This window comes from Bartonella sp. W8122, assembly GCF_016102485.1.
In the GTDB taxonomy this organism is placed as follows: Bacteria; Pseudomonadota; Alphaproteobacteria; order Rhizobiales; family Rhizobiaceae; genus Bartonella; species Bartonella apihabitans.
Genome location: NZ_JACFOO010000001.1, coordinates 1,279,608 through 1,300,832 on the forward strand (window position 1 = coordinate 1,279,608; position 21,225 = coordinate 1,300,832).

General features: G+C 46.5%; 21 protein-coding genes. 16 read left to right on the top strand and 5 right to left on the bottom strand.

Annotated features, from left to right (window positions below):
* Positions 1-64 precede the first annotated feature (64 nt).
* From H3S83_RS05635 to H3S83_RS05690, 12 genes are all read left to right on the top strand, one after another.
* Positions 65-916 carry a DMT family transporter gene (locus H3S83_RS05635; protein WP_198239145.1) on the top strand — a complete coding sequence of 284 codons (852 nt, stop codon included), beginning with the start codon at positions 65-67 and terminating at the stop codon, positions 914-916.
* A 53-nt stretch (positions 917-969) separates the two neighbouring features.
* Positions 970-3,090 carry a molybdopterin oxidoreductase family protein gene (locus H3S83_RS05640; RefSeq protein WP_198239146.1) on the top strand — a complete coding sequence of 707 codons (2,121 nt, stop codon included), beginning with the start codon at positions 970-972 and terminating at the stop codon, positions 3,088-3,090.
* Positions 3,091-3,180: 90 nt separating this feature from the next.
* The gene (gene nagZ / locus H3S83_RS05645; RefSeq protein ID WP_198239147.1) at positions 3,181-4,197 is read left to right on the top strand and encodes a beta-N-acetylhexosaminidase; all 1,017 of its coding nucleotides are present in this window, start codon (positions 3,181-3,183) and stop codon (positions 4,195-4,197) included.
* Positions 4,198-4,278: 81 nt separating this feature from the next.
* On the top strand, positions 4,279-5,112 hold the full coding sequence (locus tag H3S83_RS05650; protein WP_198239669.1) for a ScpA family protein: 834 nt from the start codon (positions 4,279-4,281) through the stop codon (positions 5,110-5,112).
* Positions 5,105-5,809 carry an SMC-Scp complex subunit ScpB gene (gene scpB, locus H3S83_RS05655; protein WP_198239148.1) on the top strand — a complete coding sequence of 235 codons (705 nt, stop codon included), beginning with the start codon at positions 5,105-5,107 and terminating at the stop codon, positions 5,807-5,809. Before H3S83_RS05650 ends, scpB begins: the two co-directional genes overlap by 8 nt.
* A 114-nt stretch (positions 5,810-5,923) precedes the next feature.
* Positions 5,924-6,253: a twin-arginine translocase TatA/TatE family subunit gene (gene tatA, locus H3S83_RS05660; RefSeq protein ID WP_198224898.1), complete on the top strand. Its 330-nt coding sequence runs from the start codon at positions 5,924-5,926 to the stop codon at positions 6,251-6,253.
* 62 nt (positions 6,254-6,315) lie between these two features.
* Positions 6,316-7,086, top strand: a complete 771-nt coding sequence (gene tatB / locus H3S83_RS05665; protein WP_198239149.1) for a Sec-independent protein translocase protein TatB — start codon at positions 6,316-6,318, stop codon at positions 7,084-7,086.
* Between the two features lie 21 nt (positions 7,087-7,107).
* Complete coding sequence (gene tatC, locus H3S83_RS05670) at positions 7,108-7,905, top strand: twin-arginine translocase subunit TatC (protein WP_198213045.1); 798 nt, start codon at positions 7,108-7,110, stop codon at positions 7,903-7,905.
* A 61-nt stretch (positions 7,906-7,966) separates the two neighbouring features.
* Positions 7,967-9,244, top strand: coding sequence for a serine--tRNA ligase (serS, locus tag H3S83_RS05675; RefSeq protein ID WP_077971057.1), 1,278 nt, complete (start codon positions 7,967-7,969; stop codon positions 9,242-9,244).
* A gap of 20 nt (positions 9,245-9,264) precedes the next feature.
* Positions 9,265-10,029 carry a 5'/3'-nucleotidase SurE gene (surE, locus tag H3S83_RS05680; RefSeq protein WP_198239150.1) on the top strand — a complete coding sequence of 255 codons (765 nt, stop codon included), beginning with the start codon at positions 9,265-9,267 and terminating at the stop codon, positions 10,027-10,029.
* Positions 10,030-10,033: 4 nt separating this feature from the next.
* Positions 10,034-10,693, top strand: a complete 660-nt coding sequence (locus H3S83_RS05685; RefSeq protein ID WP_077971062.1) for a protein-L-isoaspartate(D-aspartate) O-methyltransferase — start codon at positions 10,034-10,036, stop codon at positions 10,691-10,693.
* Between the two features lie 262 nt (positions 10,694-10,955).
* The gene (locus tag H3S83_RS05690) at positions 10,956-12,140 is read left to right on the top strand and encodes a peptidoglycan DD-metalloendopeptidase family protein (protein ID WP_198239151.1); all 1,185 of its coding nucleotides are present in this window, start codon (positions 10,956-10,958) and stop codon (positions 12,138-12,140) included.
* A 74-nt stretch (positions 12,141-12,214) separates the two neighbouring features.
* On the opposite strand, the gene H3S83_RS05695 is transcribed toward H3S83_RS05690, so the two are convergent.
* Positions 12,215-13,078: an ATP-binding protein gene (locus tag H3S83_RS05695; RefSeq protein ID WP_198239152.1), complete on the bottom strand. Its 864-nt coding sequence runs from the start codon at positions 13,076-13,078 to the stop codon at positions 12,215-12,217.
* 244 nt (positions 13,079-13,322) lie between these two features.
* Here H3S83_RS05695 and yajC point away from each other — a divergent pair, with 244 nt between their 5' ends.
* The 4 genes from yajC to H3S83_RS05715 all read left to right on the top strand — a co-directional run bounded on the left by yajC (position 13,323) and on the right by H3S83_RS05715 (position 17,587).
* The gene (gene yajC, locus H3S83_RS05700) at positions 13,323-13,859 is read left to right on the top strand and encodes a preprotein translocase subunit YajC (protein ID WP_078039365.1); all 537 of its coding nucleotides are present in this window, start codon (positions 13,323-13,325) and stop codon (positions 13,857-13,859) included.
* A gap of 247 nt (positions 13,860-14,106) precedes the next feature.
* Complete coding sequence (secD, locus tag H3S83_RS05705) at positions 14,107-16,353, top strand: protein translocase subunit SecD (RefSeq protein WP_198239153.1); 2,247 nt, start codon at positions 14,107-14,109, stop codon at positions 16,351-16,353.
* Positions 16,353-16,739, top strand: coding sequence for an Mth938-like domain-containing protein (locus H3S83_RS05710; protein ID WP_078040365.1), 387 nt, complete (start codon positions 16,353-16,355; stop codon positions 16,737-16,739). The genes secD and H3S83_RS05710 overlap by 1 nt, the downstream gene beginning before the upstream one ends.
* Entirely contained in the window at positions 16,736-17,587 is an 852-nt protein-coding gene (locus H3S83_RS05715; protein WP_198239154.1) for a phytoene/squalene synthase family protein, read from the top strand. The genes H3S83_RS05710 and H3S83_RS05715 overlap by 4 nt, the downstream gene beginning before the upstream one ends.
* Positions 17,588-17,694: 107 nt before the next feature.
* On the opposite strand, the gene glp is transcribed toward H3S83_RS05715, so the two are convergent.
* Genes glp through trpD form a run of 4 tightly spaced genes read right to left on the bottom strand, consistent with a single transcriptional unit; the run spans position 17,695 to position 21,219 of the window.
* Positions 17,695-18,921 carry a gephyrin-like molybdotransferase Glp gene (glp, locus tag H3S83_RS05720; protein ID WP_198239155.1) on the bottom strand — a complete coding sequence of 409 codons (1,227 nt, stop codon included), beginning with the start codon at positions 18,919-18,921 and terminating at the stop codon, positions 17,695-17,697.
* A complete protein-coding gene (gene moaC, locus H3S83_RS05725) occupies positions 18,902-19,405 on the bottom strand; it encodes a cyclic pyranopterin monophosphate synthase MoaC (RefSeq protein ID WP_198232324.1) in 504 nt (167 codons plus the stop codon). The genes glp and moaC overlap by 20 nt, the downstream gene beginning before the upstream one ends.
* A gap of 1 nt (position 19,406) precedes the next feature.
* Complete coding sequence (gene trpC, locus H3S83_RS05730) at positions 19,407-20,201, bottom strand: indole-3-glycerol phosphate synthase TrpC (protein WP_198239670.1); 795 nt, start codon at positions 20,199-20,201, stop codon at positions 19,407-19,409.
* Complete coding sequence (gene trpD / locus H3S83_RS05735) at positions 20,191-21,219, bottom strand: anthranilate phosphoribosyltransferase (protein ID WP_198239156.1); 1,029 nt, start codon at positions 21,217-21,219, stop codon at positions 20,191-20,193. The genes trpC and trpD overlap by 11 nt, the downstream gene beginning before the upstream one ends.
* Between the last annotated feature and the right edge of the window lie 6 nt (positions 21,220-21,225).

Below are 21,225 nucleotides of genomic sequence, written 5' to 3' on the forward strand. Positions count from 1 at the left end.
ATTAACTTGAACTTCCACTTATAAACCTCCCTTTTATCGGCTTGGTAACCGGAAAGTATGGCAGATGTCGGGCTTGATGGTGTCACTTGTGCTTTTGGCCGCATTGATGCACGCGCTATGGAGCGTGGCTTTGAAGTTAACCGGTGAGGCAAAGGCTAATATAACGGTTTTTATGGCGGGTTCTTCTATTCTGGCACTTGCAGGTATTCCTTTTCAATCCTTGCCATCACTTGCGAGCCTGCCGATTTTGCTCATTTCTGTCTTTGTGCAGGTCGTCTATATGATGCTTGTCGGAATCGTTTATCAAAAAGGTGATGTAAGCCAGTCTTATCCGGTGATGCGGGGCGTAGCACCGCTTTTTGTTGCGCTCTTGAGCGAACCGGTTCTCGGCGAACGACTGTCTTTGGTGGCATGGTGCGGTGTTATTCTTATATGTTTCGGGGTGCTGACCTTGGCACTTGAAGCATTAAGACGCAGCAATAGAATAGCCCCCTCTATTATCCCGCTTTCTTTGCTAGCGGCCGCTTTTATAGCCTTTTATACTCTCCTTGACGGGGTGGGTGTCAGACTATCGGGGGCGCCTGTTTCTTATATTTTATGGATATTTTTTCTGATTGGTTTGGTGAAAGTTGTTTTTGAACTTTTCAATCATAAAACGCGCCAACCATTTTTGACCCACTTTCAACGCTATTGGTTTATCGGTCTTGTTGGCGGATTTTTGTCGCTCGGGTCTTACGGCCTTGCCCTTTGGACAATGACAAAGTTACCGGTGGCGCTGGTTGCGGCTTTGCGCGAAAGCGCAATAGTCTTTGCCGTTATTTTATCCTATTTCGTCTTGCGTGAACATGTGAGCCTCGCGCGCTTTATTGCCTCGATCATCATTGTTCTTGGCGTTATTGCTGTAAGACTAGCCTGAAAATAGTAAAATTGTTAAATACATCCGTTTTCATTGATTGAGTCGGAATTACCATGAACAACGTAGTAATTGGTCATACAGCCTGTCCCCATGATTGTCCTTCAACCTGTGCCCTTGATGTGGAATTATTGTCTCCGACAAAAATAGGCCGGATCAGGGGAGCAAAAGACAACACTTACACGGCGGGCGTTATCTGTGCAAAAGTCGCCCGTTACAGCGAGCGCGTACACAATCCAGCAAGATTGTTGAAACCGCTTGTCAGAAAAGGTCCAAAAGGCGAGGGTAATTGGCAGGAAGTCTCATGGTCTGATGCACTCGACCTCATAGCCGAAAATTTTCAAAAGGCAGAGAAAAAATACGATTCAACCACGATATGGCCTTATTTCTTTGCCGGAACCATGGGATTGGTGCAGCGCGATTCAATCAATCGTTTGCGGCACGCCGGAAAATATTCGCGGCAATTTTCAACATTTTGTACCAATACTGCAGCAACCGGTTATTTTGCCGGCACGGGCAGAATTGCGGGTGTCGACCCGCGCGAAATGGAAAAATCCGATCTTGTGGTGATCTGGGGGACCAATGCGGCAAGTACGCAGGTCAATGTTATGACCCATGTCACCAAAGCACGCAAAGACCACCATGCCCGCATTGTCGCTATTGATGTTTTCGAGAGTGCAACGGTGCGTCAGGCCGATCTTGGCTTGATTTTAAGACCGGGAACCGACGCAGCCTTGGCCTGTGCCGTTATGCATATATTGTTTCGGGATGGTTTTGCTGATTGGAATTATCTGGAACGCTATAGCGATGACCCACACGGGCTCGAACACCACTTGAAAACAAAAACGCCGCAATGGGCAGCCGGAATTACCGGTCTATCTGTTGAAGAAATAGAAACTTTTGCCCATTGGGTGGGAACAACCAAACGCACTTTCTTCCGGCTAGGATACGGTTTTACCAGACAACGTAACGGCGCAGTTGCAATGCATGCAGCGCTTTCTGTGCCCGCAGTTACGGGAGCATGGCAATATGAAGGTGGCGGCGCATTCTATTCTAACGCTTCGATATTTGCTCTTAACAAGAACGAAGTTGAAGGAACGGCTTTCTCTGATCCGAAAATTCGTTCTCTTGATCAATCGAAAATCGGCAGAATTTTGCTTGGCGATAAAGAAACACTTTATGGTGGCCCGCCTGTAACTGTGTTGTTTATCCAGAACACCAATCCGGCAAATGTTGCGCCTGAACAACGGTTAATCCGCAAAGGTTTGGCTCGCGAAGACCTTTTTACAGTGGTTCATGAGCAATTTATGACCGATACGGCTAAAATGGCCGATGTCGTGCTACCTGCAACAATGTTCCTCGAACATGATGATATTTATCGGGCAGGTGGCCAACAACATATTCTATTAGGACCGAAATTGATTGAACCTCCGCTTGGACCAAAGCCAAATCTTTATGTTATAAACGAATTGGCAAAACGGCTCGGATTTGGTCACATGGCGGGGTTCGATAAAACAGCCGTTGAACTTATCGATAATATGTTAAGAGCGTCACACCGCGGGACTTATGAAGAACTTAAGGAAAAACGCTGGCTTGACGTTCAGCCGTCTTTTGAACGCGCCCATTTTCTGAACGGTTTTGCCTGGCCAGACAGGAAATTCCGTTTCAAGGCACAATGGACCGGTTATAAAGCTCCCGACACTCCCCCTGATACGATGGGATATCAAGGGCCGTATCAAGAAATGCCCGATTTTCCAGATCAGTGGGATGTTATTGAAAAAGCGGATGAAGAACATCCGTTCAAACTTGTAACATCGCCCGCACATAATTTTCTGAATTCGACATTTTCGGAATCGCCGACATCTTTATTGAAAGAAGTGCGCCCAACGCTCATGATCCATCCCGATGATGCAGCAAATTATGGTATCGCGGATGGTGACCTTGTCGAGATAGGCAATCAACGCGGCTGTGTGGCGCTTCATGCAAAATTGTTTAAAGGCTTGAAAAGACATGTTGTGGTCTCACAAGGATTGTTTGCCAATTCAAGTTTTGTTCGGGGAGAGGGGATAAATGTTTTGACCGGAGCAGATTCACCGGCTCCTAATGGCGGCATAGCCGTTCATGATATAAAAGTCTGGGTGAAAAAGCTTGATAATTCCGTTAGGGCACAACGTTAATAAAGTCACGGCGAATACTCGAAAAATGCTATAGAGTCGTTATAATTGATTTCGGAAAGGCGCCTTGAGACGGCGAAACAGTTAAGGACTATGCAAAATATGAAAGCTATGATTGTTGGTGTATCAGGCCTTAGCCTAACGGCAGCCGAAAAAGATTTTATAGCAGAAAACCACCCCTGGGCTTTCATTCTTTTTGCAAGAAATATCGGTTCGGCAGACGAGGTTAAACAATTAACCTCATCGCTCGTCTCTGCAACTGGCCGCGACGATGTTTTTATTTTCATTGATCAGGAAGGTGGACGTGTCCAAAGGTTGCGTGCGCCGCTAGCGCCTGATTATCCACCAGCGGCAACATTGGGTGAACTCTATAAAAAGGATAAAGCAAAAGGATTGCGCGCAACCTTTATCATGTCACGTCTTCACGCATTTGATCTGCGCCGGTTGGGAATAAATGCCGACTGCCTGCCGCTTCTTGATGTGCCGATTGAAGGAGCAGATAATGTCATTGGTACGCGTGCTTATGGCAATGACTATGAAACAGTCATAGCCTTGGGGCGAGCAGCCGCAGAAGGTTTGAAGGCAGGCGGTGTCCTGCCGGTCATGAAACATATTCCCGGGCACGGTCGTGCATTATGCGACACTCATAAAAGCCTTGCCCGTGTTGATGCACCATTGGAGACTTTACGGCTTAATGATTTTGCTCCATTCGAGGCATTATCCGATCTTCCGGTGGCAATGACGGCGCATGTTGTTTATGAAAGCGTTGATGCCGAAAAACCGGCAACCTTGTCAAAAAAGGTCGTGGGTCAAATTATTCGCAAAGAGATTGACTTTGATGGCTTGTTGATGACGGATGATTTATCGATGAAGGCGCTTTCAGGCGATCTGGGCGATTTAGCAAAAGAGGCTTTCGAAGCCGGATGCGATCTCGTTTTACATTGCAATGGCGAAAAAGAAGAAATGCAAAAAATCGCTGCAGCAACGCCTTGGCTTGAAGGTAAATCGCTCGAGCGCGCGCAAAATGCAACCAATTGGGTTGGCAAACCCGATCAAACTGACGAGAAGGCATTGCGGGAGGAATTTCAAAATCTCCTTGCGTTAAGCTAAGAGGAATCGGATTTGGCACAAAACGACAATAAATCTAATCCGAAATTAAAAAACGCGAACGGACACCGTGCTCAAAAAGCAATGGAACCCATTTGGGAACAGGATGAGGAACACGGAGTCAGTGAACCGACATTGGTTATTGATGTTCAAGGGTTCGAAGGCCCGCTTGATCTTCTGTTGCAACTCGCACGTAACCAGAAAGTCGATCTGGCACATATATCCATTGTCGAACTTGTGCAACAATATCTCGATTTCGTTAAAACCGCACATGAATTAAGACTCGATCTTGCAGCCGATTATCTGGTGATGGCGGCCTGGCTTGCTTATCTCAAATCCCGTTTGCTTGTGCCGCAGCGGTCGGATGATGAAGGGGAAAGTGGCGAAGAACTGGCGGGATTGTTACAATTCCGTTTGCAGAGGCTTGAGGCCATGCGCGAGGCGGCAGGGCAGCTTGTGAACCGCAATCGTTTGGGGCGTGATGTTTTCAAGCGCGCCAATCCGGAAATGGTAGTGGTTGAAAAAAAGCACCTCTATGACGTATCACTCTATGACTTGTTGATGGCTTATGCCGGTTTAAGGCAAAGACAGGCTGTGAAACGCGTCGAAGTAGGAAAGAGAGAGGTCTGGTCGCTAAAAGCCGCGCGCGCAATATTGGTGCGGTTGATGGGCGAAGCAAAAGATTGGCAGGCATTGGACAAGTTTCTATTTGCTTTTATTCCGACAGCTTATGAACGTCGCACAGCATTGGCCAGCACTTTCGCGGCAAGTCTTGAAATGGTGAGAGAAAAGCAGCTTGATATCCGTCAGGCTGCACCTTTTGCTCCGATTTATCTTCGTGCGCACAAAAAGGCTGAAGGGCCGAAAACCATAAATATCGGGGGCGGGGCAAAGCCCGAAAGTAAGCAAGATGACTGAACCAAAAAACGCAGAAAAAAATAAAAATGGCGAGCTCAACATAACGCCCGAACTTGTTCGCATGGCCGAAGCAATTGTTTTTGCGTCGAGCGAACCTGTGACTGATCGCGCTTTGGAAGAGCGGCTTCCCAAAGGCGCAAATATTTCGGCGATTATGGATGTTTTGAAACAGGATTATCAAAAACGCGGGGTCAATCTCGTAAAAGTGGGAAATGCTTATGCGTTCCGGACAGCGCCCGATCTTTCCTTTCTTTTGAACAGGCAAGAAGAGCGGCCAAGGAAACTTTCCCGTGCTGCTTTGGAAGTGCTGGCAATTATTGCCTATCATCAACCGATAACGCGTGCGGAACTAGAAGACGTCAGAGGCGTTGAAACATCGAAAGGCACGTTGGATGTGTTGATGGAAGCAGGTTGGGTGAAAATTCGTGGAAGGAGGCGCGTTCCGGGACGACCAGTCACTTACGGAACGACCCTTGCTTTTCTGGATGAATTCAGCCTGCCGGAAATTTCGGATTTACCGGGGATGGAAGAGCTGAAAGGTGCAGGTCTTCTATCGTCAAGATTACCATCAAGTTTCCGTATGCCATCACCAACCGCCGATCCGGATATTCTAACCGATGAAGAAGAACCGCTTGAAGATATCAATTTGGAACAATTAGGACTTTTAAGTCCACTTGATCGGGAAGAAAAATCTTAAAATCACCTTGTTTGGGAATAAAAAATGTAAATACACGTGGTTGTGTTTAAAAGACTTGAAAAAAGTGTCTAAAAGTACACATTAAGACAGTTCCAGCATTGAAGAGAGTACATAATGGGAAATTTCCTTTCACCTGTTCACCTCATAGTGATCCTACTCATCATTCTTGTCCTATTCGGTCGTGGTAAAATTTCAGAATTCATGGGAGATTTTGCCAAGGGTATCAAGAGTTTCAAAAAAGGTCTGAAAGAGGACGATGACGAGGTTGAAGCTCAACAACCCGCCGAGCGGCCTGAAATCAAAACCATTGATGTTAAGCCGGAAGAAACAATTGAACCGGTGAAGCGGGTTGCAAATACTCGGAAATCAACCGCAAAAAAGGCTGCACCACGTGCATCCAAGCCGAAAGCCAAAACGACGCAACGTAAAACAACAAAATCATAAGTTTTCTTGGCGTTAGAGCTTTTCTTGCGAAAGCCTTTCTTGTCGGAAAGGGGCTTTGAATAATGTTCGGAATTGATGGACCGGAATTTATTGTTATCCTTATCGTGCTGATTGTTGTAGTCGGCCCGAAAGACTTGCCAAAAATGTTGAAAGCAATCGGCAAGGCAACGGCTCGTATGCGCACGACAGCAAACGAGTTCCGTCGCCAATTCGACGAAGCCATGCATGAAGCCGAGCTTGATGATTTGCAAAAAACTCTTACCGATGTAAAGGACCTTGATCCTCGCAAAAAGCTGACCGAAATATTCGATCCTATTCGGGATGTCGCGAAAGATGTCAAAGCGAGTATTGAGGTTAGTCAGGAGGACGACAAGCAATCGAAGTCGCAAGATTCTGCTTTAGAAGACGTGGCTGATAAGTCTTCCGGTGGTAAAGATAACGAAAATTCGCAAAGTCATTCATTATCTGCTGGTGCGACGGCCAGTGCTGTCAGAATAGTTGATGATGAAAAATTCCAGTCAGCAACAGTTCCAACAGCCTCTGCAGGAGGTGACAGTGTGGCAGCGGAGGAACATCCGGCAACACCAACATCCTCCGAAGTGACAAGAACAAAGCCGACAGTTGAAACACCGGCCAAAGGCAAGATGACGGCAAAACAAACCGCAGCGTTGAAGCTGAAAACGGCGACAAAGCGTAAGGTGTCAGCAACAACAAAGTCGTCATCGCCTGAAAAGCCCGCTAGTACCGGAGCTGTGAAAGCTCCTGCACAAAAACAGAAAACCGCAAAACAGGCTGCTTCACGGCCTAAAAAGGCAACCACTGCCGACGTTTGAATAAAATAGGAAAAGACCATCGTGCATGAGGATGAAGACGAAGTCGAAGCAAGCTCGGCGCCGCTACTGGATCATTTGATCGAGTTACGCCACCGGATTATCGTATCTTTGATTGCATTTGCTATTGCCTTTATTATCTGCTTTTTCGTCAAGGATTACATCCTGAATTTCCTCTTGTGGCCCTATCAATGGGCAATGAAAATTTCCGGCGGAAATCCTGACAGCATCCGTTTGCAATCAACGCAGGTTTGGGAAACATTTCTGACCAAAATGAAGCTTGCAGCGTTTGGCGGCGTCATTTTGTCATTTCCCTATCTTGCGTTCCAGTTATACAGCTTTATCGCGCCGGGCCTCTATCGCAACGAGAGGCGCGCTTTTTTGCCATTTCTCATCAGTGCGCCGGTATTGTTTCTCTTAGGTGGAGCATTTGTTTATTGTGTGCTTGCACCGATGATGTTGTGGTTTTCACTGTCACAGCAATTATTGCCTGATTCTCATTTGAAAGTTGAATTTATTGCACGTATTTCCGATTATCTGAGCTTCATGCAATCTTTTATTCTCATATTCGGACTTATTTTCCAGCTTCCTCTTGTGACCAGCCTGTTGACAAAAGCAGGTCTTATTACGTCGAAAATGCTGGTTTCCAAACGGAAATGGGCAATTCTAATCGCTGTTGTTGTTGCGGCAATGGTGACACCTTCCGATTTCTTTACGATGTTCGGCGTCGCGCTTCCGACAATTCTGCTCTATGAAGTTTCTATTATTGTTTCACGCTGGATTGAAAAGAAACAGGCAAAACAAAATAACAAGGCTTCCTGATTAGGCCATTGTGGTTTAAGAACAGAAATAGAATTAAAAAAATTTGTACAGGAATATCTTGATGCTTGATATCAAATGGATTCGGGAAAATCCGCAGAAACTCGACGAAGCTTTGGCAAAACGTAGTGCCGAACCACAGGCAGAGAAACTGATAGCGCTTGATCTTGAGCGTCGTAACCACGTTTCTCACGTTCAGGTTGCGCAGGAAAGACGCAATGCCGCTTCGAAAGAAATTGCACAGGCTATGGCATCCGGTGATACTAAACGGGCCGAAGCCTTGAAGTCGGAAGTGGCAGAACTCAAAACATTCCTTTCAACAGCAGAGACAAAAGGAAAAGAGCTGACCGCCGCTCTTGATGAGGCACTGTCCCGTATTCCTAATATTCCGCTTGACGACGTGCCGGTAGGACGCGACGAAAATGACAATGTTGAACGTTATAAGGTGGGAACACCACCGTCTTTCCCGTTCGAACCCAAACAACATTTCGAAATTGGTGAAAAACTTGGCCAAATGGATTTTGATCGTGCGGTGAAACTTTCCGGCGCACGTTTCACAGTCTTGTCGGGACAGCTTGCCCGTCTCGAAAGGGCACTTGGCCAATTCATGATTGATGTCCACACTCTGGAACACGGTTATCGTGAAGTTTCAGTTCCGGTTCTCGTTCGTGACAGCGCACTTTTCGGCACTGCCCAACTGCCCAAATTTGCCGAAGACTTGTTCGAGACAACAGACGGGCGTTGGCTTATTCCAACGGCAGAAGTACCACTGACGAATCTCGTTGCAGGCGATATTCTGGATGCCAAAAAGCTCCCGATTCGCGTCACTGCCTTGACCCCGTGCTTCCGTTCGGAAGCCGGTGCTGCCGGTCGTGATACGCGCGGTATGTTGCGCCAACACCAGTTCTGGAAAGTCGAAATGGTATCTATTACCGATGAAGACAGTTCTCTGGATGAATTGGAACGCATGACAGGGTGCGCTGAAGATATTTTAAAACGTCTGGGGCTTCCCTTCCGGACAATTACGTTATGTACCGGTGATATGGGATTTAGCTCCCGCAAAACATATGATTTAGAAGTATGGTTACCGGGGCAAAATACCTATCGCGAAATCTCGAGCTGCTCGGTATGCGGTGACTTTCAGGCGCGGCGTATGAATGCGCGTTACCGGAAAGAAGGCGAAAAATCGACGCGCTTCGTTCACACTCTGAATGGCTCTGGAGTTGCTGTCGGGCGCTGTCTCATTGCAGTTATGGAAAATTATCAGCAAAAAGATGGTTCCGTGGTTATTCCGGACGTTCTGCGCCCTTATATGGGTGGATTGGAACGGATTGAAGCGTAAAAATTTCAGGGAACTTCAATATGCGTATTTTGCTAACCAATGATGACGGCATTCATGCGGAAGGGCTGAAAATTCTTGAACAGATCGCCCGTCAACTCTCTGATGATGTCTGGGTTGTCGCTCCGGAAGAAGATCAAAGCGGTGTTTCACATTCTTTGACCATTTCAGAGCCTTTACGTTTGCGTCAAATTGATGAAAAACATTTTGCTTTGAAAGGCACTCCTACCGATTGTGTCATTATGGCGGTCAAGCATATTATGCCGGAAGCGCCCGATCTTGTTCTTTCGGGTGTTAATGCCGGAGGTAATTTGGCTGACGATGTGAGCTATTCGGGAACGGTTTCAGGTGCGGTAGAGGGGATGTTACAGGGGATCCGCTCGATTGCTCTTTCACAAGAATTTTTGCACGAAACGAAGCGCGACAATATACCTTGGAATACGGTTTTATCTCTCGCTCCGGATATTTTGAAAAAGCTCGTAAAAATTCCGCTTCCCGAAGGTGTTTTGCTCAATGTAAATTTCCCGGCTTGCGAAGCTGACGAGGTGACAGGATTGTCTGTTGCTCCGCTTGGTAACCGCGGACACCAGATACTTATCGATAAACGCGCTGATGGTCGTGGCCTACCTTATTACTGGATGTATTTCAGTAGAGGAAAAGGCAAGAACAAGGAAAAAACAGATATTGATGTGCTTCAGGAGAAGGCTATTTCTGTTACTCCAATAGAGCTTGATCTGACGGCACGTAGATTTTTGGATGTATTAGAAAAAGCGCTCTTGGGAAAATAGAGGGATGGAAGCGATGCCCCCTATGTCAGAACGAGAAGAATTGATAAGCCTTGTCCTGAAAATGCGGGGCAGGGGGCTTGATGATATGGCCTTATTTTCTGCATTGGAACGCACATCGCGTCGGGACTTTGTTTCGGCACCTTTTACCGATAGTGCTTATGAGAATAAGGTTATCCCGATAGAGTGCGGCGAATATATCGAGAGGCTTGAAGAACAGTTATATATTATTTCTGCATTGTCTCTCGAAAAAAAACATCGTGTGCTCGAGATCGGAACAGGCTCGGGCTTTACCGCTGCTTTGATTGCAAGACTTGCGGGCCGTGTGACGACGGTCGAAAGATATAAAACTTTATGCGACATTGCCCGTCAACGATTTCACGCATTGGAAATAGATAATATTGTTTTGCGACAAATGGACGGCAGCCGCGCTTTGTCCGGGTCAGGCCCTTATGACCGGATATTGGTGTGGCCATCACGTAATCGTGATCCACAGGAATTTCTCGAATTATTGGCAGCCAATGGTGTGCTTATAGAAGCTATCGGACCGGACGAAGGCGAACAGATGGTTGTACGCTATCGCAAGACTGGAAGCAGGTTCGAGAGGACAGATATGTTCAGAGTGCGCTACCAACCCTTCATCGAAGGCGTTGCAGCTATTCTGTAATTTCCTCAGGAATATCGCTTCCTGAAATCAATAACCTCATTGAAAATCGTCAGACGATAAAAGGCTTAATCCCTCTGATAGGCTTTTTTTAAACTCCTCGTAAATTATATATAATAAAATGTGCATGTGATCAGTTTACGAGGCAGGGGGTCTATTTCGACGGGCAATAATTTTTTTTAACCTTAATCGAAATTTTAACCGTCGAGTAACATTAACACGTTTTAATGGCTACAGTTGAGTATCGGGTATATGGACAAAAAACATGCGTTTGAAAGTTATGAGTAAAGCTTCGCACCGCTATCTTCGAACAGCGGCATTGTTCATCCTAGCTGGTTTTGCCACAGGATGTAGTTCAGGTACTCAACGGTTTACCGACAGTTTTTATACCGGTGCCACCGCCAATCAGCAACAGGCGATCAACAAACAAGCCGGTTACCAACAAATGCCGCAAACCACAGGCTCGATCCAGAGCAGCGAGTTGCCGCCCGTAGCCGGTCAACCTTCCTATCAGGCAGCCCAGTCACAATCCCAACCGACTTATGGTTCTTCTGCTTCCCAGCCAACGCAGGTAGCATCTGCTGGTCAGGTTCTGGGGACACCACCTCATAATCTTGGGCAGATGTCATCATCGTCTTCGTCAATGCCCTCACAATCGGCATCAAAGAAAAATGGCAGCTATATCGTCCAAAGTGGCGACACACTTTATAGCGTTTCGCGTAAAACCGGCGTAAGCGTCGAATCGCTTAAAAGTGCTAACGGTTTGAGCAATGGTGCAATCCGTGTCGGGCAATCATTAATTATTCCGGGCGGTCATAATACGGAAGTGGCTTCAACAGCTGCTCAAACAAAAACACAAACACCGGCAGCTTCTCCTGAAACAAAGCAGGTAGCGCCGACAAAGACCGCTGCTGCAAGCCAGCCTGCATCTTCTCAACCAGCCGCCGAACCGGTTAAGACCGCACAGAATGAACCGGCAAAACCTGCCGCCGAGCCTGCTGTTGCAAAAAGCAGCGATACGACGATGAATCAGGCTGAAAATGTAGCCGTTGTAGCACCTCAGGCAACAGGCATTTCCAAAATGCGTTGGCCTGCACAGGGACGTATTCTTTCAAGCTTCGGTCAGAAAGAAGGTTCAAGCACGAATGACGGTATCGATATTATGGCTCCGGAAGGCTCGTCCGTTAAAGCAGCAGAAAACGGCGTTGTTATCTATGCCGGTGATGGTTTGAAAGAATTCGGAAACACCGTGCTTATCCGCCACGAAAACAATATTGTTACCGTCTACGGACATAACAGCAAAATTCTCGTCCAACGCGGACAGAAAGTCCGCCGTGGTGATGAAATCGCAAAATCCGGTATGTCGGGAAATGCATCGACGCCGCGTGTCCACTTTGAAGTGCGCAAGAATTCGAGCCCTGTTAACCCGATCAAATATCTGGAAAACTGATAATTCTTTGAAAGTTTGAATTTTATGAGAAAGCCGGTTTTTGACCGGCTTTTTGTTATTTTATCGGAAGTCGCTTAATCGAGTTTCTTGCCCAACCGTCCGGCTAGTCCCATAATAAACTGCCATGCCACGCGTCCGGAACGGTTTCCACGCGTTGTTGCCCATTCGAGCGCATCATGATGGATTTTATCAAGCGGTTCATCAAGTCCGTAATGGCGAACATATCCGTCAATCATATCGAGATATTCATCTTGTGCGCATTTATGAAAACCGAGCCATAAACCGAAGCGATCCGACAACGAGACTTTTTCTTCGATTGCTTCGGAGGGGTTCACGGCGGTCGACGATTCATTATCAATCATCTCGCGGGGCATTAAATGACGGCGGTTGGAGGTTGCATAAAAAACCACATTTTCCGGACGCCCTTCGACACCACCATCAAGGGCGGCTTTCAATGATTTATAAGACGTGTCATCCTGATCGAAAGACAAATCATCGCAAAAAATAATTGACCGGTATGGCGTTTTTCTGAGTTCCGTTAGCAATATTGGTAATGTTCCGATGTCTTCACGGTGGATTTCAATAAGTTTCAATGGAAGTTTATCGGCTTTTTCCTCGTTAATTTTCGCTTGTACTGATTTTACCAATGAAGATTTGCCCATGCCTCGCGCTCCCCAAAGGAGCACGTTATTAGCCGGCAAGCCGTTAGCAAATTGGCGCGTATTTTCAATGAGCGCATCACGCGCCTGATCGACCCCCTTGATGAGGTCAATATCAATTCTATTTACGTGTTTGACAGGCATCAGGGCAAGTTTATCAGGATTCCATACAAAACAATCACAGTTGTCCATATCGAGGGGCTTGGCTTCAGCAGGGGCCATGCGCGACAATATAGCAATCAGTTGATCCAGTTTGTGGTTTAGATTTTCATCAATCATTTTAATTTCCGCCAATTAAGTAGAAGCGTATCTTTATCATGTGTAATATTAAAACCAAAATTTTTCTTCATGAAAACATTGCCGGTTGCGTTCTTGCAGGCAAAGCTTTAATGCCTAGGATTGAATAAAAATCGCTTGAAGCGGTTGAATGAGCTTCAAGCTCGTTGATGTCGCGTTTGACTTGTCAATTACAGGGATCAATCCAAAACGGGTAATGCCCGCTATCAAAGCTAGGAGATAGTTAATGTTTATTACCAACGCTTATGCACAGGCCGCTGGTGGTTCGACGGGGGAAGTGTCAACTTTGATGACGTTTGCACCTTTTATTCTGATTTTCGTCATCATGTATTTTCTCATTATCCGGCCACAACGCAACCAGATGAAAAAGCGTCAGGAAATGCTGAATGCCATTCGTCGGGGCGATACTGTGATTACTGAAGGCGGCCTTATCGGTCGCGTTACGAAAGTTGTTGGTGATGCTAACGGTGAAGTAGAAATTGAAATTGCAGAAAATACCCGCGTTCGCGTGATGCGGGCGAAAATTCTGACTGTCGAGGTCAAGGGAGAGCCGGTTAGTGAACAAAAGTCCAAGCCTGCACTAAAAGCTGCTAAAGGCAAAAATAAGAAAAAACAGTCGGATAATAGGCAAGAGTCAAACACTGATCAGACTGAACAAGCAGCTTCGGCCGAGGACAATAATAGCGGAAATGATACCGCAAAAATCGAGAAAGACGAAAACAAGTCCGATAGTGCAGCAAGTCAGGAAAAGACCGGAGCTTGAACGAACAGAAAACGGATATTTGACGTTTTTTTTAACTTTGTTAAAGATGATTCCCGTTAAACGGGAATCATTGATTCTTGCAAAATGGCAATTTCCACGAGTTCCTATCGGAATTGTCATTGAAAGTTTCTGAATAACAGGGTCTTTCCTGTTTGAAATGCTTGCTTTGGCGCGAATGTCATTGGCACACTCTATTGATTGTAATTTTGGGAACGTAAAATTTTGAGGTAAAATCGGGAGCCTTCTCATGCTTTATTTTCCTCGCTGGAAACGGCTTCTGATCTGGTTTGTAGTTCTTGTTGGCGTGATAGTCGCCTTGCCTAATATTCTACCTCAGGCTTTGCTTACCCATTTACCGCAATTCTATTCGACGCTTCATTTGCCAATGGGCGTTGATTTACAAGGTGGTTCGCGCCTTGTGGTCCAGTTGCCAAAAAATGAAATTGCTGAACGCGATGCGACAATAGACGTCATGAAAAGACGTCTCGATATCGGAGCTGCGGGGTTTAAAGACTATTCTATTGCCAAGCAAAGCCGCGATAAAATCCGCATTGAAGTACCAGGACTTTTCGATGTCCAGTTACTTAAAGATATCGTAAGCGTAACAGCGCGTTTTTCACTTTATGAAGAAGATACATCCGTTCCCGTAAACGATGTGATTATGGGCAAAGTTGCGCGTCCCGAAGGTACAATTGTTACCTATTCAATGGATGACCCGCCGGTAAGCTATTTGCTGAAAGATCGTCCGTTTTTGACCAATGACAATATTGCGAGCGCCTATGCAGAAAAAAACGCTGATACAACCGGCTCGTTATTAACTGTCGCATTGGATAGCGAAGGACAACAAAAACTTTCCGAATTTACCCGAAAAAATTCCGACAAGCGGCTCATCATTGTGTTTGACAATGAAGTTCTGGCAGCAATGAGATTTCCGGTACCGATTGATGACGGCTATATTCGGGTAGGGCCATTGCCGGATGATGTCGCCCATAATCTCGAAACTGTTCTGACAACCGGACCACTTCCGACTGATCTTACTTTTATTGAAGAGAGAACAGTGGGGGGAGACCTTGGTACAGCCTATGCAAAGGCCGGTTTGCACGCTGCTTTTGGTGCTCTTGTTATTGTTGCCGTTTTCATGGTTTTGTCATACGGCCTTTTGGGGCTGACTGCCGATGTGGCACTGGCTGCCAATTTGATGATGTTGGTAGCAGTGTTAAGTCTTGTCGGCACGCCGCTAACGCTTGCCGGATTTGCAGGTCTTGTTCTGATTATCGGAGTATCGGTTGATGCCAATATTTTGATCTACGAGCGCGTGCGCGAGGCAAGACGCAACAATTATTCGGTGACACAAGCCGTCGAAGCCGGATTTTCCGGTGCCATGAGCACGATTGTTGACGCGAACGTCACAACTTTCATTGCCGCACTGGTTTTGTTCATGTTGGGCACCGGTCCCATTCATGGCTTTGCGCTCACAGTTACGATCGGCATTTTGACCTCGCTCTTTACGACCTTCACATTCACGCGGATGATGATCAGCTGGTGGATCCGGACATTTCATCCTCGTGAAATACCACAGCGCATCATTCGGATTATTCCGCCCAATACCAGTATCCGCTTTATGAAACTTGGCAAAATAACTCTGGCCTTGTCGACGGTGCTGATTATTTTGACTGGCGGCCTCTATGTGACAGCGGGGGTAAATTACGGAATCGATTTTGCCGGTGGATCTTTAGCGGTTCTCGAAGCTAAAAACGGTAAGGCGGATATTTACGACATTGCCTCTCGGGTTAACGATCTCAATATCGGGGGTGTCAATGTTTCGCCAACCAAAAGGCCTTCGGAAGCCGAATTGACAATTGCAAGTCAGGAAAATGGCGAAGATGCCGAACAAACTGTTGCTGTAAAACTTCGGGGCGAGTTCGGCAGTGATTACACTTTGCAGCGCCTTGATATTGTCGGTCCGACAGTTTCGGCAGAATTGAGCCGTGTCAGCGCACTTGCTATTTTCGTGTCATTGCTGGCAATATTTGTTTATGTTCTATGGCGTTTCCGCTGGCAATTTGCAATCGGAGCCGTTTTGACAACGGTTCATGATATTATCATTCTTGTCGGCATTTTCCTGCTGTTCCAATGGCAGTTCAACCTTTGGAGCATCGCGGCACTCCTTGCTATTATCGGCTATTCTTTGAACGATACGATTGTTGTTTACGATCGGGTTCGTTCGCTCCTTAAAAAACGCGGCAATATTGATATGCGTAGTCTCGTTGATATTGCCATCAACCGTACCTTGTCGCGCACAATTTTGACCTCTCTTGCAACTTTGCTGGCACATGTCCCTCTTTATTACTTTGGCGGTGCCGATATGAAAGATTTTGCATCGGTTCTCCTCATTGGTATAATCATAGGCACATATTCTTCTATATTTATAGCCGGTCCATTGCTGGTGCTCTTGAGAGTCAAGCCGAACCAGACCGACGGTAAGGGTTCATGATGTCTGATGCAATCAAGATGAGGGAGGCACATTTCCCCGGACGTGCGCCTATTGATGCTTATGGAAATGGTGGTTTCCGTTTTGCCGATATGTCGAATCGCGGCTCGATCATTTGCGTTCCGTCCGGCATATATGGTCTGGAAATGAAAACGCCTGTGCCGACCATGGAGGACATAAAGCATGTTCTTGATGAAGCTGATAAAATCGAGGTTTTTCTCGTTGGTACAGGAGAAAATTTGTTAAGGTTGCCTGAAAACTTGCGAATGGTTCTGCGCAAAAAACATATTTCTACAGACACGATGAGTACCGGCGCTGCGGTTCGTACTTTTAATGTCCTCTTGGCAGAAGATCGCGCAGTCGCCGCACTCCTTTATGCAGTTGAATGAATAAAGACGCGTCCTATTGTTTAAAACTGTTAAAAGAGAGCGATAGAGATCGCTATCTCTCGATTTTATTCGCACCGCTACAATATCGTGAGGGACTTGCGAGCCTTTTTGCTTTTAATGTCGAAATCAATCGAATTTCGGAAACGGTGCATGAGCCGATGATTGGTGAAATTCGCTTGCGTTGGTGGCGTGATGCAATCGAAGCCGGTAAAACGGGCGAGGGCAATCCGGTCTTAAGTGCATTGCTTTCAACTATCCGGCAATATGATTTACCGAAAGCCGCGCTGCTACGCTATTGCGATGCACGTGTGTTCGACTTTTATGATGATCAAATGCCTGATCTCACAAGTCTTGAAGGCTATTGCGGTGAAACAACAAGTGCGCTTTTGGAACTTTCATGTCAGATTCTCGAAAAAAATGCTTCGTCATTGACGGCGGAAGCGTCAGGACACGGCGGTGTTGCAGATTTTATGTGTCGGCTCTTACGTTCGCTCCCCTTGTTAAAAGCAAACGGGCGCCAATATTTTCCGAAGAATATTGTTGAGGCAACGGCAGAGGATTTTATTGTTTCTGCCCCTCATAAAGAATCAGAACAGCAGAAAAAACTTTTAAACGCCGCAATCGAATTCGATAAAAAACATTACCAGAAATTCTATCAACATTATAAAAACTTGCCGGTCAGTGTGCGTCCGGTTTTTCTACCTCTGGCCATCATACCGAAGGCGTTAAAGAAGATTGAAAAGAAAGGCACATTGGCGTTCAAAGAATGTGTCACACCTTCTCCGCTTCGCCATTATCTTGCTATTACAAAAGCAGCTATAACCGGACGCATGCCAAAAATATTGTAGACCCGCACCATCGGGTTTGAAAATGCATGCATAGTTCCCGATTTTAAATGATAGGCCGCGTCATTATCGTCTTTCAGCGCGGCATTAGCTGGACCACGCCGAAAATATTATAGACCCGCACCATCGGGAATGAAAATGCGGCATGGCTCGCCCACTTGAAGCGGGGTGCCGTTTTCCTCGCGGATGATGAGACAATCAGCATTGGCCATGAGCCGTATCAAGGATGAATCCTGACTACGCACCGGCGTGACCCATCTTTCACCTTTTGCATTAACGGAGAGGTTGGCACGGACAAAATGCCGTCTCGGGCCGTTTTCCGGAAGTGGTACGGCAAGAAGTGCGTCTTCGATATGAGGGCGATAAGTTCTTCCTGAAAGTTTTTCCAATATCGGAACCAGAAAAATATGGCCGCAAACCATGCTTGATACAGGGTTTCCGGGAAGCCCTAAAACCAGCATTTTATTGTCATGGGGCAAAACCCCGAACATGAGGGGTTTACCCGGACGCATTGCAACTTTCCAGAAGTCGAGTTTCATACCTTCCGACTTCAAAACAGTTTGCACAAGGTCATATTTACCGACAGAAACGCCACCGCTGGTGACAAGAAGATCAACTTTTTCGTCTCTTGCCCGGTTAATCTTTTCGCGGATTGATTCTTCATTGTCGCGGGCTATCCCGAGATCGACAACGTCGCAATGATGGGCTCGTATCAGATAGGTAAGACCATAGGAATTCGAGCATACGATCTGGTCTTTTCCGGGGATCTCGCCAGCTTCTACAAGCTCATTTCCTGTTGCCAAAACAGCAATTTTCGGACGCCTGACAACTTTTACCGCTCCATGGCCGGTTGACGCGCAAAGTGCCAAGGCAGAAGGTGTCATGACACGCCCTTTTTTAAGAACACTGTCACCTTTTTCGAAATTTCCGCCTCTGGGACGAATATTGGCATTCGGTTCGGGCGCTTTTGTAAAAGAGACGCTATTGCCTTCTATCACGGCGTTTTCCTGAATTATAACGGTATCGGCGTCGTCAGGAACGGGAGCACCGGTAAAAATCCGGACAGTTTCGGCTTTGCCGATTTTTCCGTCATAGCCTTTGCCTGCTGCGGCCTCTCCGACAACTTGGAATTTTGCGTCTTTCCGGTAATCCTGATAGCGTATGGCAAAACCATCCATAGCAGAGGAACGGAAGGGAGGTTCGGTCAATTCGGCTATAACATCCTGAGCCAGTACTTGCGCCTGTCCAACCTTGGTCAATGGAGTAAGCACGCTTTCAAGCGTTTCAGTTGCTGCGAGTAAACGGTTTAGAGATTCTTCAACATTGATGAGAGGCATTTTTTTCTTCTCGCTTCCATGTGCCAGATTTTCCTCCCCGCTTTTCCAATAGACAAATATTGCTGATGATCATGTTTTTATCGAGAGCTTTTGCCATATCGTAAATCGTCAAACACGTAATGGATACAGCCGTCAAAGCTTCCATTTCGACACCGGTCTTGCCGTTAAGACTGACGGTTGCAGTAATCTGATAACCGGGCAAATCATGATCGGCGGTAATGTCGATAGCAATTTTTGTGAGCATGAGGGGATGGCATAACGGAATAAGCTCCGATGTTTTTTTTGCCCCCATAATGCCTGCTATTCGGGCTGTTGCCAAAACGTCGCCTTTCGGGGCGTTGCCATTTTCGATTGCTTCGAGTGTTTCCCTTGCCATCTTTATAGAACCATGGGCAATAGCTATCCGGTCGGTTTCGCGTTTTCCCCCGACATCGACCATGTGTGCTTCACCTTTGGCATTCACATGGGTTAGTTTATCGCTCATTTTATAGTCCTAATAAGGTTCTTGTCGCCTTTGCTACATCGTTCTGCCGCATCAGACTTTCTCCGATAAGAAATGAACGAATGTTGCTTTTTTCCAATCTTTTCAGATCATCATGGGTAAAAATGCCACTTTCACCCACCAACAGGCGATCATCGGGAACCATATGGGAAAGTCTCTCGGAATTCGCAAGATCAACTTCAAAATTGCGCAAATTGCGGTTATTAACCCCGATAAGTGGCGATTTAAGTTTTAATGCCCGTTCAACTTCAGCTTCATTATGGGTTTCTATGAGAACATCCATACCAAGTTCGAATGCGGTTTCTTCCAGTGCTTTGGCCAAATTGTCATCAACCGCCGCAAGAATGATGAGAATGCAATCGGCTCCCCATGCGCGGGCTTCATAAACCTGATAGGTATCGAAGAGAAAATCTTTCCTTAAGGCAGGAAGATTACAAGCTTTGTGTGCTAATTGCAAAAATTCCGGTGATCCCTGAAAAGAGGGGGTATCGGTTAGAACCGAAAGACAGGCTGCCCCGCCTTCCTCATATGCTTTAGCAAGTGCCGGCGGGTCGAAAACTTCTCTGATAAGCCCCTTTGAAGGGCTCGCTTTCTTAATTTCGGCAATCAAACCGAAAAGACCTTTATCTTCCTTGGTTTTCAGTGCTTTATAAAAACCGCGTGGTTTTTCAGCCTTTGTAGCCAATTTTTTTAAGTTTTCGAGAGGCAAAGCTTCTTTAGCTTTGGCTATTTCCTGACGTTTATAGGATTCAATTTTCTTTAAAATATCACTCATTATTGTCACCAAGGTCGTTCGAAACCTTTATCAATTGTTCCAGCTTTTCTTTAGCCTTACCTTGATCGATACTTTGCTTGGCAATTTCGACACCTTGTTTCAATGAGTCGGCTTTTCCGGCGATGATGAAAGCGGCGGCAGCATTCAAAAGCACAATATCACGATAAGCTCCGTGTTGGCCTTCAAGAACGGCTCGTAATGCCTGTGCATTATATTGCGGGTCGCCACCTTTGAGGTCTGCCATTGTAACACGTTTCAAACCGGCATCCTCTGGGGTCACTGTAAAAGTGGTGAGAACGCCGTCTTTAAGCGCAGCAACTTCTGTTTCGCCTGCGGTTGTCAGTTCATCCATGCCGCTGCCATGAACGACCCAGAGTGATTTCGAGCCAAGTCCTTGAAGAACTTTGGCTATAGGAACAACCCATTGGGGCGAAAAGACACCGATCAACTGGTTCGTAACACCGGCGGGATTGGAAAGAGGTCCGAGTATGTTGAAGATTGTCCGTGTACCAAGCTCGACACGCGCAGGCCCCACATGACGCATTGCCGAGTGATGGGTTGGCGCAAACATAAAGCCTAGTCCCACTTCACGGATGCAGCGGCCGATCATTTCGGGGGTAGCATCAATATTCACACCAAGTGCTGCCAAGGCGTCGGCAGCACCTGATTTTGACGATAATGCACGGTTTCCGTGTTTACCCACAGGAATTCCAGCCCCGGCAACGACAAAAGCGGTTGCGGTCGAAACATTGTAAGAACCGGATTGGTCTCCACCGGTGCCCACAATATCGACAGCACCTTCAACAGCATCTACCCGCAACATTTTCTTACGCATGGATGCAACTGCACCGGTGATTTCATCAATGGTTTCGCCGCGAACTCTAAGCGACATTAAAAAACCACCAATCTGGGCAGGTGTCGCCTGACCGGACATCATGATTGTAAAGGCCGCTTCTGCTTCATCTTTTGTGAGTGAAGCACCCGTTGCAACCTTGTTGATAAAAGGCTTCAGGTCACTCATGATATC

Coding starts and splice junctions, on each gene's coding strand:
- H3S83_RS05635 (WP_198239145.1), top strand. CDS start 65: ATGTCGGGCTTGATGGTGTCACTTGTGCTTTTGGCCGCATTGATGCAC.
- H3S83_RS05640 (WP_198239146.1), top strand. CDS start 970: ATGAACAACGTAGTAATTGGTCATACAGCCTGTCCCCATGATTGTCCT.
- nagZ (WP_198239147.1), top strand. CDS start 3,181: ATGCAAAATATGAAAGCTATGATTGTTGGTGTATCAGGCCTTAGCCTA.
- H3S83_RS05650 (WP_198239669.1), top strand. CDS start 4,279: ATGGAACCCATTTGGGAACAGGATGAGGAACACGGAGTCAGTGAACCG.
- scpB (WP_198239148.1), top strand. CDS start 5,105: ATGACTGAACCAAAAAACGCAGAAAAAAATAAAAATGGCGAGCTCAAC.
- tatA (WP_198224898.1), top strand. CDS start 5,924: ATGGGAAATTTCCTTTCACCTGTTCACCTCATAGTGATCCTACTCATC.
- tatB (WP_198239149.1), top strand. CDS start 6,316: ATGTTCGGAATTGATGGACCGGAATTTATTGTTATCCTTATCGTGCTG.
- serS (WP_077971057.1), top strand. CDS start 7,967: ATGCTTGATATCAAATGGATTCGGGAAAATCCGCAGAAACTCGACGAA.
- surE (WP_198239150.1), top strand. CDS start 9,265: ATGCGTATTTTGCTAACCAATGATGACGGCATTCATGCGGAAGGGCTG.
- H3S83_RS05685 (WP_077971062.1), top strand. CDS start 10,034: ATGGAAGCGATGCCCCCTATGTCAGAACGAGAAGAATTGATAAGCCTT.
- H3S83_RS05690 (WP_198239151.1), top strand. CDS start 10,956: ATGCGTTTGAAAGTTATGAGTAAAGCTTCGCACCGCTATCTTCGAACA.
- H3S83_RS05695 (WP_198239152.1), bottom strand. CDS start 13,078: ATGATTGATGAAAATCTAAACCACAAACTGGATCAACTGATTGCTATA.
- yajC (WP_078039365.1), top strand. CDS start 13,323: ATGTTTATTACCAACGCTTATGCACAGGCCGCTGGTGGTTCGACGGGG.
- secD (WP_198239153.1), top strand. CDS start 14,107: ATGCTTTATTTTCCTCGCTGGAAACGGCTTCTGATCTGGTTTGTAGTT.
- H3S83_RS05710 (WP_078040365.1), top strand. CDS start 16,353: ATGTCTGATGCAATCAAGATGAGGGAGGCACATTTCCCCGGACGTGCG.
- H3S83_RS05715 (WP_198239154.1), top strand. CDS start 16,736: ATGAATAAAGACGCGTCCTATTGTTTAAAACTGTTAAAAGAGAGCGAT.
- glp (WP_198239155.1), bottom strand. CDS start 18,921: ATGCCTCTCATCAATGTTGAAGAATCTCTAAACCGTTTACTCGCAGCA.
- moaC (WP_198232324.1), bottom strand. CDS start 19,405: ATGAGCGATAAACTAACCCATGTGAATGCCAAAGGTGAAGCACACATG.
- trpD (WP_198239156.1), bottom strand. CDS start 21,219: ATGAGTGACCTGAAGCCTTTTATCAACAAGGTTGCAACGGGTGCTTCA.